Annotated in this window: 11 protein-coding genes; 2 read left to right on the plus strand and 9 right to left on the minus strand. The window is 36.3% G+C overall.

The window, feature by feature from the left end:
• Positions 1 to 7: 7 nt before the first annotated feature.
• Both ACM9HF_RS09560 and ACM9HF_RS09565 read right to left on the minus strand, forming a co-directional pair.
• Positions 8 to 2,281: a heparinase II/III domain-containing protein gene (locus tag ACM9HF_RS09560; protein ID WP_473617966.1), complete on the minus strand. Its 2,274-nt coding sequence runs from the start codon at positions 2,279 to 2,281 to the stop codon at positions 8 to 10.
• Positions 2,281 to 4,563, minus strand: a complete 2,283-nt coding sequence (locus ACM9HF_RS09565) for a chondroitinase-B domain-containing protein (protein ID WP_473617970.1) — start codon at positions 4,561 to 4,563, stop codon at positions 2,281 to 2,283. Before ACM9HF_RS09565 ends, ACM9HF_RS09560 begins: the two co-directional genes overlap by 1 nt.
• 630 nt (positions 4,564 to 5,193) lie before the next feature.
• On the opposite strand from ACM9HF_RS09565, the gene ACM9HF_RS09570 reads away from it, so the two are divergent.
• Positions 5,194 to 5,934, plus strand: coding sequence for a FadR/GntR family transcriptional regulator (locus tag ACM9HF_RS09570; RefSeq protein ID WP_473617974.1), 741 nt, complete (start codon positions 5,194 to 5,196; stop codon positions 5,932 to 5,934).
• Between the two features lie 221 nt (positions 5,935 to 6,155).
• On the opposite strand, the gene ACM9HF_RS09575 is transcribed toward ACM9HF_RS09570, so the two are convergent.
• Positions 6,156 to 7,037 (minus strand): NAD(P)-dependent oxidoreductase, encoded by an 882-nt coding sequence (locus ACM9HF_RS09575; RefSeq protein ID WP_473617977.1) that lies wholly within the window; start codon positions 7,035 to 7,037, stop codon positions 6,156 to 6,158.
• Positions 7,038 to 7,623: 586 nt separating this feature from the next.
• Positions 7,624 to 8,001 carry a PH domain-containing protein gene (locus ACM9HF_RS09580; RefSeq protein WP_473617981.1) on the minus strand — a complete coding sequence of 126 codons (378 nt, stop codon included), beginning with the start codon at positions 7,999 to 8,001 and terminating at the stop codon, positions 7,624 to 7,626.
• A 234-nt stretch (positions 8,002 to 8,235) separates the two neighbouring features.
• Between ACM9HF_RS09580 and ACM9HF_RS09585 the strand changes: the two genes are divergently transcribed.
• A complete protein-coding gene (locus ACM9HF_RS09585) occupies positions 8,236 to 8,601 on the plus strand; it encodes a DUF4156 domain-containing protein (RefSeq protein ID WP_473617985.1) in 366 nt (121 codons plus the stop codon).
• A gap of 129 nt (positions 8,602 to 8,730) precedes the next feature.
• Here ACM9HF_RS09585 and ribBA read toward each other — a convergent pair whose 3' ends face one another.
• The 5 genes from ribBA to glyA all read right to left on the minus strand — a co-directional run bounded on the left by ribBA (position 8,731) and on the right by glyA (position 13,539).
• Positions 8,731 to 9,840: a bifunctional 3,4-dihydroxy-2-butanone-4-phosphate synthase/GTP cyclohydrolase II gene (gene ribBA / locus ACM9HF_RS09590; protein WP_473617989.1), complete on the minus strand. Its 1,110-nt coding sequence runs from the start codon at positions 9,838 to 9,840 to the stop codon at positions 8,731 to 8,733.
• Between the two features lie 10 nt (positions 9,841 to 9,850).
• Positions 9,851 to 10,510 (minus strand): riboflavin synthase, encoded by a 660-nt coding sequence (locus ACM9HF_RS09595; protein WP_473617993.1) that lies wholly within the window; start codon positions 10,508 to 10,510, stop codon positions 9,851 to 9,853.
• A gap of 44 nt (positions 10,511 to 10,554) precedes the next feature.
• The gene (gene ribD, locus ACM9HF_RS09600) at positions 10,555 to 11,691 is read right to left on the minus strand and encodes a bifunctional diaminohydroxyphosphoribosylaminopyrimidine deaminase/5-amino-6-(5-phosphoribosylamino)uracil reductase RibD (RefSeq protein WP_473617998.1); all 1,137 of its coding nucleotides are present in this window, start codon (positions 11,689 to 11,691) and stop codon (positions 10,555 to 10,557) included.
• 21 nt (positions 11,692 to 11,712) lie between these two features.
• The gene (gene nrdR, locus ACM9HF_RS09605) at positions 11,713 to 12,174 is read right to left on the minus strand and encodes a transcriptional regulator NrdR (RefSeq protein ID WP_473618004.1); all 462 of its coding nucleotides are present in this window, start codon (positions 12,172 to 12,174) and stop codon (positions 11,713 to 11,715) included.
• A 108-nt stretch (positions 12,175 to 12,282) separates the two neighbouring features.
• Positions 12,283 to 13,539, minus strand: a complete 1,257-nt coding sequence (gene glyA, locus ACM9HF_RS09610; RefSeq protein WP_473618008.1) for a serine hydroxymethyltransferase — start codon at positions 13,537 to 13,539, stop codon at positions 12,283 to 12,285.
• Positions 13,540 to 13,799: the final 260 nt, after the last annotated feature.

A 13,799-nucleotide genomic window follows, 5' to 3' on the forward strand; every position in this document is an offset into this window, starting at 1 on the left:
GCTCCTACTACTTATTAATTTCGAACAGTTTAAAATGGCCAGTAAATTCAAAAGATTTACCGTTATAAGAAAATTTATTACGTGTTGCGCTATCTGCTTGTTGGCTATTAAAAACCAGTATGTAATTCACTTGGTTGTCAAAACTAAAAGCGACAATATCTAACCCGTTAATTTTTTTGTGTTGTAATGTTTTGAGCTTGCTCGTTGCATCTATAGTGAATTCTTTTGACGGGTTATATTCACCATGAGGTTCAAATACACTGACAAAACTATGTTTTTTAGTATTATTTACGCGAGCAATAAATGCATTTTCGTTACGTAAATTAAAGTTAGGATCGTTAGCGCCTAACTGGGTAAATAACATCTCTGACTTACCATCAACTAACGAAGTTTGCGTATAGAAACGTCCGTTATCTTCATTCAACCAAGTGATTTTAGCTAAGCCCGCTTTGGGTGAAGACTGAGCTTTTAACCACATGTGCTGATAACCATTATTTTTACCGAGTGCGGAAATACTTTCGGTTTTGGTGCCTAGTTCAAAATTGGTTTCAATTAAGTGACCTTTGTAATGTACAGGTAAATCTAACTGGTGCGCTTTATCACTGCTTACATCAAATACATCAACCACTAACGACTGATTTAATTTAGGTAAGTTGATCAACGCTAAAGTACGTTTGAGTTCAACGCCTTCATAAGCGGTATCAATTTTTGCTGACGATATTTTTACTTTATCGTTCACGTCAAAGAAAATAACCTCTGGATGATTAGCATTACCCACTGTTACATCGCTGTTAAAGTGCGATGTTTGATCTACCACTACCGTGTTATGAGCAATAGTATGCTTTGCATAGCTGTCGTTTTCAGGTAAGTAACGCCCACCAAATTTGGCTTCAACATTTAAGAAGCGAGCAGCACCGTAATCCGATACGATTTCTTGTTGGCGATCGTAAAACTGCCAAGTTAATTTATCAAAATGACCATGTCCTAAACCTTGAGCGGCAGGTTTAAATAATAACGCTTGTTCGCCTTCCACATTTTGGCGCATAACAACCAAAGCACCTTGCTTACCATTATTACCGTCGCCAAAAGCTACAGATTTAAATTGATAAGGTGTTGCTAAACCTTGATCTATCGCGTTAGCGACTTTTAAGCCATCGCCCGTTAAAACAATTTGATCTTGCTGTTTGGCAATATCTAATAAACCTGCATCTTTCGTTAGTCCGTATGCGATAGTTACGCCATTCACTAATTCGATAGTGTCGATGCCTTTACTTTTTATCGCATCGTTAATTGGAAAGAATAATTTGTTGTAGCTCAGCTGAATCGTGGTATCTATCGCTTTTAATAAAATACCATCGCGATATTCGAATATTTTACGTTCAGGTTCATTCGTTTGAATTGCTTTTGCAAAAGTAACAAAAGGCATTAAGGCATAACGTTGATAATATGGTCCTTCGTTGTAATAACCTTGAGGTGAAAACAATTCATCAAGTTGTTTCATAAAGCCGCCTTTACCTGATTTTTCTAAATCGTAAAGTGCTTGTTCAACCCATTCTTGCTCACCTAAAACATAACCTGTCATGCCTACAGCAGCGGTTGTCCAAGTACCATGATTATGAACTTTATTAAAAGTAGCCGGCGACTCTACCGATAAAAATCTTACGATAGGACGAAATAAACCGGTTTCAATTGTGTTTTTTTCAGCGGTGTTCAGCGAAGCTAAAATAAGGTCGTAAGCTTGGCTGGTATACACTAACCAAACGGCTTCATTTAAACTTTGCCAAAATAGTTTACCCGGGTTTTGTTTGCCTATTTTTCTTTTAGGATGAGGAGGTAAAGTAGGATACAAGTCAGCGTAAGCAAGTAGCATATCGCGAACATAGTCAGCATATTTTGCTTCACCTGTTAATTGGTAAATAACGCCAGCATCGTACATAACTTTGTAGTTTTTCTTATGACGTTCGTGGGTATAACCACCACCACCATCTTTTGGTACAGGTACGGTAATCACTTGCTGTAATTGTTGATCTACCCATGCTTTATTCGCTAGGTAAGCGTCTTTAAATTTACCTTGTTGATGAATGGCAGCTTTCATTGCAACAACATCATCAGCATTAATCACCAATGTAGGATGCGATTTAGCTGATACAGCCGTTGACGATAAACATAACGCCGCAAATACTAAAACAGAGCGTATTAAAACTTTAGTTACACCACTCGGTAATAAAGCCGCTAATAAGGTAATCGAATACCTCTGTGTTAAGGATTGTGTTGTCATCATTAAAGTACCTTATTGCCTTGTAAAATTGCCGTATGTGGACCTTTAACTCGTAATTCCACGATAATAGGTTCGGCTGTTTTATTTAGAGTGTTATTTGTTATATGTGTAACAGGCTCCCCTACGGTATGCTCAACATTAATTAAGGCGCTATCAATAAAGGTATTACCTTCAAGGTTAGTTACTTGCACCCCATGTAACTGCAGTGCAGATTTCGACTTGTTGCGTTTACCCTTACCTACATTAGTTATCATGTTGTTTTTGAAAAGTATATGTGGACCAAAAGTACTTTCGTCTGAACCGCCGCGATATAAGTTAACCAAAGTACCTTCAACATTTTTAAAGGTGTTGTTCTTCACATTTAAATATTCTGCGTTATAAATACCTAAATCATCGGTTTCTTTATTTAATCTAAAAATGTCACCCGTAATATTTTCAAAAACATTACTTTGAACATCTATTGATAAAGCGAATGCTCTGCTACCTGAATCAAAAAAGTGAAATGAATGGTTAATATCGAGATCTTTAATCACGCTATTTTTCATGGCAAAGCGATAGTTTTTAAACATGCCCCATTTAGCCGTTCTCACAAAAGTATTGCCCGAGTAATCAGCACTGTTTTTACCACTAACAACAATACCGTCGATACTTAAACTGCCACCATTATTAATTTCAAATAACGTTGAGCGACTAAAATCTACTAGCACCTTATGTTGATTTTTAGCTTTAATTGAAAGCGTTTTATCGAGTTTAATAATTTTTTCTACGCTATAGCTGCCATTTTCTAAAACTAAAGTATCGCCTGACTGAGCTTGCTCAACGGCTTGATATAACGACTCACCGCCCGCTTTAACCGTAGTTATTTTACCTGTACCAAAAGCAACTTCAGGTTCAGTTTTTTTATACCACGTAGGGCCAGTTTGATCTTTTAGCGTGGGTTGCAAGTCTTTCGAAACCCCTGCAGAGCTAGCTGAATAATTACTTGGGTATAACAAGCCGTTAGCAGCTCGCTTTAACACAACATTTTTTTCTGATATACCTGACGTAATTTTATTATTTTTCAATTTATTAGAAATATTATCGGTAAAAGTAATACCGCTAATATCGTCAAATACAGAAAATGGCGCTTTGTTGTTTTCATTAACAAACAGGTTGTTTTTAATGGTACTTTTGATAGGAACAGCTGTACGCTCTGCATCACTACCTGCGGCTAAATGAACATGGTCAACATTAATCAATGTGTTATTGGCTATTTGTGCATTAACCACTTGATGATAACGATTAATACTTGAGTTAGGCACACCATTCATTACCGTTAAACCACTACCAAAACGGTAGCCAGTTAAACCTTCTAAATAATTATTTTGCACAACTTGGTCACGGTTAATCACTCTAATACCGCCGGTATGGTCAACACCATTACCAAAAAATACGTTGTTTTTAATAATGTTTCCATTTCCGTGGCGAAGCGTTAACGTGCCACGTGATTCAAAAAAGGTGTTATTAAGAATGCTATTTTTACCCGATTTAACTGAAATAATTTCAACTTCGCCGTTACAACGATCAAAGTAGTTATTCTCAACCGTAGTAAATGAGTGAGTTAATGAATGATGACTGGTACCAATTCTTAATGTTTCGCCACCGTTTGAACCAAAGATAGGACGAGGGCCAAAATAGTTATGATCTATTCTATGATGATTTTGTTGGCTTTCTTCTGTAGTTAAACGCACAGCAACCGTAACGCCTTTATTACGTTTACCCACTAAATGGTTGTGGTCGAAACGATTATATTGACCATAAATACCGACCCAATAATCTGATTCAAATCGGTCTGGGTTACTGTAATTGTCAATCACCACTTCCGTTACACGAGAATAATAAGCAAGATCTTCTTTGTTACGTCTAAACGAAATCACTTCACTACTTGGCGTAAAACCATTTTTAAATACCAAGCCAGATACAACTAAATATTTACCGGCTAAACGTAAGTTAGAAGCCCCCGATAAAATAACCTGCCCTTTAGTTTCAGCTTTAAGAGTTACTGGAGAGTTTTCAGTGCCCATAGCTTTAAACACTATTTCAAAGTCTTGCCAAACACCGTTAGCAAGTATAACCGTGTCACCTGCTTTTAAATCTTTAGCGGCAGCAAAATATTCTTTTTGATTTTTCACTAATATTTCATTACGACTTTGTGTGTTGTCAGCCCCACATGATGCAATAAGTAAAGTGGTTAATATAAAAACACATAAACGAGTAAACGTTAGCTTTTTATTATGATTGTTCATTAATAACTCTCTTGTAATTTAGCAAGTATCCAAATTAATTTTCGCTTTAGTGGCGTGATTCGTTGGATAAGTAATGCATGAATTCTTCAGTAACGCTTCTAGTAATGAAAAGGTTTACTGAAAAAATGGAGTTCTACTGAATAAAACAAGATAGAACTCCTTTATTTCTAATTAGTTAGATAATAGTAGAGTTTTCCTCTATTAGTTAACCTAGGTTTCAGTAAAGTTGCACCAAACAATGCACCTTTATTTATTGTATTTATACGGCTTGCTTTTAACGCTGAACTTATTTTATTTAACTTATTTTTGTTCCTGCTCATGTGATCCCCCCAGATTGTATTTTTAAGTTTTAATTGCTTTTAATTTTTTCTTAAAATTTTAGTTATTTTAACAGCCTGCTAAATCTAACCAATCACCACACCAATTGTCAACCATTTTGTTATACCAATTAAATTAAAAATACTGTACACTTTATTACCAAAGAGATTTAAATAAAGACAAACCACATTAATACCAAAGCATAAACATAATTTAAAATCGAAAAAATATAATGTCTTTGCTATGGGTTTTGTAAATAGATACTATATAAACACTGTATTTAGTATTGCTAAAAAATTAAGGGAAAGAAAAATGAAGAATCGTCGATTATTTTGGCGTATCGTCGAGAATATAGAGGCTTCTATCGATAAAGGTGATTTTACACCTGGAAGTCGACTTCCTCCTGAGCGGGAACTTGCAGAAAGATTTGATGTAAGTAGACCGACTATTCGCGAAGCCATAATAGCACTTGAAGTGCGAGAGAAGGTTGAAGTTAAAACTGGCTCAGGCGTATACGTGTTACAAACTGCAACTCAAAACCATAAAAATCAAAACATCAGTGCATTTGAATTAACACAAGCAAGAGCATTGGTTGAAGGTGAAGTGGCAGCTTTAGCGGCAACCGGTATCACTGACGATGAATTAGAGGCTTTGCATAAAACTCTGGTTATGATGGAAAACCCTAAAGACGCGAACAGCATTGAAGAAGCCGACAAAATGTTTCATAACATTATTGCAGGCGCAACACGTAATGGTGCGATGATATTATCTGTTAACAACTTATGGGCGTTGCGAGAATCAACAAATGAAATTATTGACGATTACAAAAGCGTTTGTAGTACAGACAACAACCTTACGTTAACTGAACACACAGCCATTTATAACGCATTGAAAGAAAAAAATGCGACTAAAGCTCGCTTAGCCATGCATCAACATTTCAATCGCTTAATTAATGCTTTATTTGATGCCGTTGAAACCAGAGCATTAGAAGAAGTTAAAAGAAAAAATAGTGAAAAAAGAGGTTTATACTCTTTAGAAAGCTTAATTAAATAAACGTTAAAACCAGAAGGTTAACCAAACAAGGTTAGATAAATCAGTTATTTACTAACCTAACACCTAGTATTTGTGCTCAAAAACTTACCTTCAAAGCTAAAAATCTGTTTTTAAACTTCCAAAAAAAAGGCCTCAAAAAGAGGCCAATGAGCACTATAATTTATCACTGAGTATTGCCCGCTAGTTGTTCTAAAATATAACAACTAGCAGGCATTATCCGATCACTTCTCTAGTTTAAGGAAGTAATCAAAAATCTCTGGAACATTCCCTCTACCCATATCAGCATCACATGCTGCTTGTAGGTTTGCAGAGGTACCTTCAGCAATTTGAGAGCGTGTACCTAAATCACGGACCATTTCAAGGAAATAGCCTAAATCTTTATTCGCATTACCAATCGAGAAGCCTAGATCACTTACACCATCAACAGCGTAGTTTTTACAAAATTGCATAAAAGGTGAACTCGACGGGCCTGACGACATAATTTCAAAAAGTTGTTGGCGATCAACCCCCGCTTGTTCTGCTATAGCAAAGGCTTGCGACATAGCTGCTACGGTTGTCATTCCCATAAAGTTGTTAATTAACTTAGTTGTATGACCTGAACCTAGTGCACCAAGATAAAATACGTTTTCGCCTTGTTGCTCTAATACCGGTTTAACTTTATTAAAAGTTTCTATATCGCCAGCGGCCATAATGTTAAGTAAACCATCTTTAGCGTGAGCTGGTGTACGCCCTAATGGCGCGTCAATCATTCCTGCGCCTTTAGCCGCAAGGTCTGCACCAATTTTACGTGTAGAAGCCGGAATAGAAGTACCAAAGTCTACTAATACAGAACCTTCTGACATGCCCGCTAATACGCCGTTATCGCCGTAAACTACCATTTCAACTACTTTCGACGTAGTCAGTGCAAGCATTACAATGTCGCTTTTCTCAGCTAATTCTTTACCTGAAGTAACTTCAGTGGCATTACCACGAGCAATTACCGTTGCAACAGCATCTTTATTAAGATCCATTACATTAACTTGAAAACCACGTTTTTGCAGATTTTCAACCATGTTGCCGCCCATTAGGCCAAGCCCGATGAAACCTATGATAGGTTTTGTCATATCTAACTCCTAAATATATTGGTGTTGTTTGTCTAAGTCTAAAATCGCTAACGCCACGTTGGACGTAATATTTTCTTTATAAAAGAAAAATTCACTTAAAACTCAGATTAATGTCTGAATAAATAACCCATTGCACTAATGCTTTGTGAATCAGCTTTATAGGGAAGCACCATTGATAAGAGTGCATGTAAAATTCCGCTATAAATCCAGATTTAATAAGTTTGAGTACAAATACTAATCTCGCTCTAACCTAACTGACCATAAAAGCTAAATAAAAAACACATCTGTATATTTATTAGCCTCACTAAACACTTTAAAAATTCTAATATTAAGTGTTCTTCAGTTTTACAAAAGATATTACCAGCTAAGCAATACTAACCAACAATAAAATAAGTGTCAACCAATTTATGATTTATTGTAATACCAATAACAATTACCTATAGAAAAAAAACATTACCAATAATATTTACCTTAATAGAAATAAGGAAAACGGGATTAAATAAGAAATGAGAAGTGAATAAATAAAAATTCATAAAAAAAGCTTCAATATTGAAGCTTTTTTTATGGTAGGAATAGAGTATAAAGGTTATTCAAGAACGTATTGGCTAATTAAACGATTAAAACCAACAATATCGAAACTACCTTTAATTTCGAAATTAACTTGGCCTAATTCACTGATATATAATTGTATTTCGCAATCTAAATCTAACGTGCCTGAAGTCTCAATAGAGAATGCATTAATTTTGCTGTAAGGAAGAGAGGTATAATCAACTTTAGATCCTGTAATACCTTGCACGTTGGCTGAAATTACACGTTTATTGGTGAATACCACTTGATCTCTAATACTTTTGAACGTGGCAAAAATCGTTTCGTCGTTAATTAAAAAGGCATGAAAGTCTTCTCTCGCATCTTCATTATCAATTCGCTTTAGTTTAAATACAGATGAATTTTTAAAATCGATCATAAATAATTCCTTTTTCGAGGCTGTTGTCAGAGATAGTTACCTTAACCTGAAGATTTTCAATGCACAACGAATTTACTGTCATGTTTTCAAACGTTAAACAGCTCCATTTTCATAAATTGTAAAAAACTGATCGCGATTTGTAAGTTGTACTTACATTATTACAACACTTTGTAAGTATTAATAATTAACGAACATCATAAAATAATCGAATCAAAATACTTATAGGAACTAATAATGAAAGCTGTATTCACCATGATATTTGTAACAACATTAGCGGCATGTTCTTCAACAGCCATAATCCCTGAAGCTAATAGCGTAAGATTAACCCATAATGAACCTGGGCAAGAATGCGCATTTTTAGGAGATATTACAGGTAGCCAAGGCGATTTTTTTACGGGCTCCTTTACCTCTAATGCTGATTTAGAAACAGGGGCACGTAACGATCTAAAAAATAAAGCCATGATGCTTGGCGGTGACACTATTTATATTTTAACGCAAAGAGCTGGTCAAACAGGCCATTATGATGATGGATTTGGCGGCGGAAGCCAACAAACCAACGTAACATTATCTGGTAATGTTTATAAGTGCCGTAAGGAATAACCGTGATCATTTCTAAATAGTTGAATGGTTGAATGGTTGAATGGTTGAAGGCTCTAATTTACACAGAGACAAATAAAAAACGCTACCTCAGTAGCGTTTTTAAGTTACATCACTTAATACTTATTAAGCTTACTCAGCAATATATTCAACCACTTCTAAACCAAAGCCTGATAAAGAGTGATATTTACTTTGCGAGCTTAATAAACGCATTTTACTTACGCCTAAATTAGATAAAATTTGTGAACCTACCCCAACATTACGTGAACCCACATGACGTTTAACTTCTTTAACCTGTTCGCCAGCGTCTTGTTTTGCGTATTTTTCAACTTGCGCGATCAATGTTTCTGTTGATTCATGCTTACCTAGCAATACTAAAACACCACCTTCATCAGCGATTCTTTTTAACGCATCAGCCATTGGCCATTGTGAAACACTTTCGCGCTCGCTAAATAATAAATCTCTAAAAGTATTCTCAAGATGTACACGTACTAAAGTTGGCTCATCAGCTTTAATTTCACCTTTTGTTAAAGCAAAATGTGCCTGTCCGTCAATCGTATCTTTAAATACAGTTAAGTCAAACTCACCAAAAGCTGTAGGTAATTTACATGAAGTTACACGTTCTATTGTAGTTTCGTTAGCATTACGGTATTCAATTAAGTCTGCAATGGTGCCCATTTTTATACCGTGCTTTTCAGCAATAACTTCTAAGTCTGGGCGACGCGCCATAGTGCCGTCTTCATTTAATACTTCCACAATAACTGCTGCAGGTTCTAAGCCAGCTAATCGAGCTAAATCAACAGCAGCTTCAGTATGACCAGCTCGATTTAAAACGCCGCCATCTTTCGCCATTAACGGAAAGATATGCCCTGGTTGAACAATACTTAAATGGCTAGCATTCGGTCCTACTGCCGCTAAAACTGTTTTTGCTCTGTCTGCTGCTGAGATACCCGTTGTTACACCTTCAGCCGCTTCAATTGATACAGTAAAGTTTGTGCTAAATTGTGCGTTGTTGTTGTCTACCATTAACGGTAGCTTTAACTGTTTACACTTTTCTACAGACATAGGCATACAGATCAAACCACGACCATGAGTGGCCATGAAGTTGATTGCTTCAGGTGTTACCTTTTCAGCAGCCATAATGAAGTCGCCTTCATTTTCACGGTCTTCATCATCCATTAAAATAACCATTTTACCCTGAGCTATATCATCGATAATCTCTTGTGGGGTATTTAATTTCATATTTACCTCTTTATTTGATAAAACCATTGCGTGCTAATAGTTCATGCGTAACACCTGATTGTTGGTTATTTTCAGCTGTTTTGTGTGTTAGCAATCTTTCGATATACCGTGCTATCAAATCAACCTCTAAATTCACTTTAGCGCCCACTTGATAACTGCTAATAATTGTTTGTTCAGTAGTATGCGGCACGATAGTTAATCTAAATTTATTATCCGATAAACTATTTACCGTTAAGCTTGTGCCGTCAATAGTTACAGAACCTTTCTCGGCAACATATCCGGCTAAATCATTAGGCATTGATACCCAATAATGAATGCTATTACCATCATGTTCAACTGCTACTATTTCAGACAAAGCATCAACATGCCCTGAAACCATATGCCCACCAAAACGCGTAGTGGGTAACATAGCTTTTTCTAAGTTAACCTTTTGACCACTTTTATAATGAGCAAAGCCAGTACGCGCTAAGGTTTCGTTAGAAACATCAGCACTAAAGCTGTTTGTGCTAAAATCAACAACCGTTAAACAAATGCCATTAGTGGCGATTGAGTCACCTAATTTTACATCGTGCATATCAAGCTGACCGGTTAACACCGTAATACGCGCACCTTGAGCATTGATTTGAATAGTACCTATTTGGCCTACGGCTTCTATAATTCCTGTAAACATGAATAACTCTTGTTAATTATGTATCGTTAAATTGATTATTTAAGTTAATTTTTAGCTATTTTTGCTGTTATACGTATATCTTTTCCAACCATGCGTACATCTGAAAACGTTAGTTTTTTCGCTTGCGATAATGTTTCAATGTTAGGCATGTTAAGTAAACTTTTACCGTCTGCTCCCATCAATTTAGGCGCTTGAAAAAGAATAAGTTCATCTACTAAATTCTGCTCAACAAAAGCCCCTGTTAATTTAGCGCCAGATTCAATAAGTACATCATTAAAGCCACGTTCACCTAAAATAGATAAAACAGCTTTAAGATCTAACTTGTTTGACGTTAAACCTTGCGCATAAGGAACGCTTATATGTTCTACAAAATATGGCCACTTATGGCTATTTTCAATGTTATGAGTAAATATAATTACAGGAGATTCTGTTTTAAAAAGATCTAATTCTGGCGACAATCTATTTTGAGAGTCGATAATAACGCGAATGGGTTGTCGTAAAGTATTTTCACTATAGGTATTTTTAAGCTCGCCGAGCTCATTCCAGCGAACATTCATTTTTGCATTATCAAATAATACAGAATCAGCACCGGAAATAACCGCACAACTTTGTGCACGTAAGCGCTGTACGTTTTGTCTCGCTTCAGGCGATGTTATCCATTTACTTTCACCACTTGCCATAGCTGTTTTGCCATCAATACTCGCCGCTAATTTACAACGAACATAAGGCAGCTTAGTGGTCATTAGCTGAATAAAACCAACATTTAACGCTTTTGCTTCTTGCTCTAATAAGCCATGTTGCGTAGTAATACCCGCGCTTTCAAGCATTTTAAGACCATTCCCCGACACTTGAGGATTAGGATCTACCATGGCAGCTATTACATATTTAACACCTGCTTTAATTAAACCTTCAGCGCAAGGTGGCGTTCGACCATAATGGCTACAAGGCTCAAGCGTTACATAAGCTGTAGCACCTTTAGCTAAACTGCCCGCTTGTTTAAGTGCGTTAACTTCCGCATGCCCAAGGCCTGCTTTAACATGATAACCTTCGCCCACAATTTCATTGTTTTTTACCAATACACAACCCACTCTGGGGTTAGGCGAGGTCGTATAGTGAGCACGCTTAGCTAGCGATAATGCTCGCTGCATATACTGATAATCTTGCTTTGAAAATGATGTCATAAACTTTAATATAAACTCAGGTTAGCTACTTTTTTCATCACCTAAACGGGCAATTTCTTCACCAAATTCTTTAATATCTTCAAACGAACGATAAACCGAAGCAAAGCGAACATAAGCCACTTTATCTAAATATTTTAGCTGTTCCATAATGGTATTACCTAGCATTTCGCTAGAAATTTCGCGTTCGCCTGTTGCGCGTAATGTCGATTTAACTCTATTGATAGCAAGCTCAACATTTTCAACACTTACCGGTCTTTTTTCTAATGCTCGTACTAAACCATTACGCATTTTGTCTTCATTAAACGGTTCTCTTGAACCATCTCGCTTAATGATTTTTGGCATAACAAGTTCAGCTATTTCAAACGTTGTGTATCGTTCGCTACAAGCTAAACATTCACGTCTTCTTCTAACTTGATGTCCATCAGCGACTAATCTTGAATCAATAACTTTAGTCTCTGTTTCAGAGCAAAAAGGACAATGCATGGTGTGATCCTATAACTGATGTTAAACCATTTTATTTAATAAAATAAAAATGGCCGCTAATGCGGCCATTCTATTCGATATTAATAATTCAAACTACTGTTTAAAAAATTAACCGTAAACAGGGAAACGAGAACAAAGCTCTTTAACTTTACCTTGAACCGCTGTAATAGTTGCTTCATTAGTAATATCGTCAAGAATATCACAAATCCAGCTTGTTAATTCTTTAGTCTCTTCAACACCAAAACCACGACGTGTAATTGCTGGTGTACCTAAACGTAAACCTGAAGTTACAAACGGTGAACGTGGATCATTTGGTACTGAGTTTTTGTTTACGGTGATATGTGCTTTACCTAATGCAGCATCGGCATCTTTACCGGTAATGTCTTTATCAATAAGGTCAAGTAACAATAAATGGTTTTCAGTGCTATTTGATACAACTTTATAACCACGATCTTGAAGTACTGACACCATAGTTTTAGCGTTATCTAAAACAGCTTGCTGATACGTTTTAAATTCTGGCTGTAAAGCTTCTTTAAATGCTACTGCTTTTGCGGCAATAACGTGCATTAAAGGACCACCTTGGCCACCTGGGAATACAGCACTGTTTAATTTTTTATAGATGTCTTCATCATCACACGCAGAAACAATTAAACCGCCACGTGGGCCAGCTAATGTTTTATGTGTAGTTGTTGAAACTACATGAGCATGTGGAACTGGGTTAGGGTATAAACCAGCAGCAACTAAACCTGCAACGTGAGCCATATCTACGAAGAAATATGCGCCAACTTTATCTGCAATTTTACGCATGCGAGCCCAGTCAACAATACCTGAAAATGCTGAGAAACCACCAATGATCATTTCTGGTTTATGTTCTACCGCTAAACGCTCTAATTCTACGTAATCAATATCACCGGTTTCTGGATCTAAACCGTATTGAAAAGCTTCATACGACTTACCAGAAAAGTTTACGTGTGAACCATGCGTTAAATGACCACCATGAGCTAAGCTCATACCTAATACTTTACCGCCTGGAGTAACTAATGCTTGGAATACTGCAGCGTTTGCTTGTGAACCAGCATGTGGTTGAACGTTAGCATATGTTGCACCAAAAAGTTCTTTAGCGCGATCAATAGCTAATTGCTCAGCTACATCTACGTATTCACAACCACCGTAATAACGCTTACCTGGGTAACCTTCAGCATATTTATTCGTTAATTGTGAACCTTGAGCTTCAAGTACACGAGGGCTACAGTAGTTTTCTGAAGCGATAAGCTCGATGTGCTCTTCTTGGCGAACAGTTTCTTTAGTGATTGCTTCATACAATTCAGCATCGAAATCTGCGATATTCATATCACGTTTAAGCATGTAAAATCCTCAAGTAGTCAGCCAATAACTCTACGTAGGCTGTGGGGTATAATTCAATAAAAAATCAATAAAATTTATGGGCAGTATTTTGCCTGAAACTAGCTATTTTGTACATGCTAAAACAAACAAATGTTAGTCGATTTAGTAATCTAATATATCCTATAGATCCTAGTAACGTCTAAAAAACAACAAACCACAATAAAACAAAATATAATACGGAATAAAAATTAAATCAACGAATTTAATTTCACTTATACATA

Origin of the sequence: Colwellia sp. RE-S-Sl-9, assembly GCF_048296855.1 — a bacterium.
GTDB lineage: Bacteria > Pseudomonadota > Gammaproteobacteria > Enterobacterales > Alteromonadaceae > Pseudocolwellia.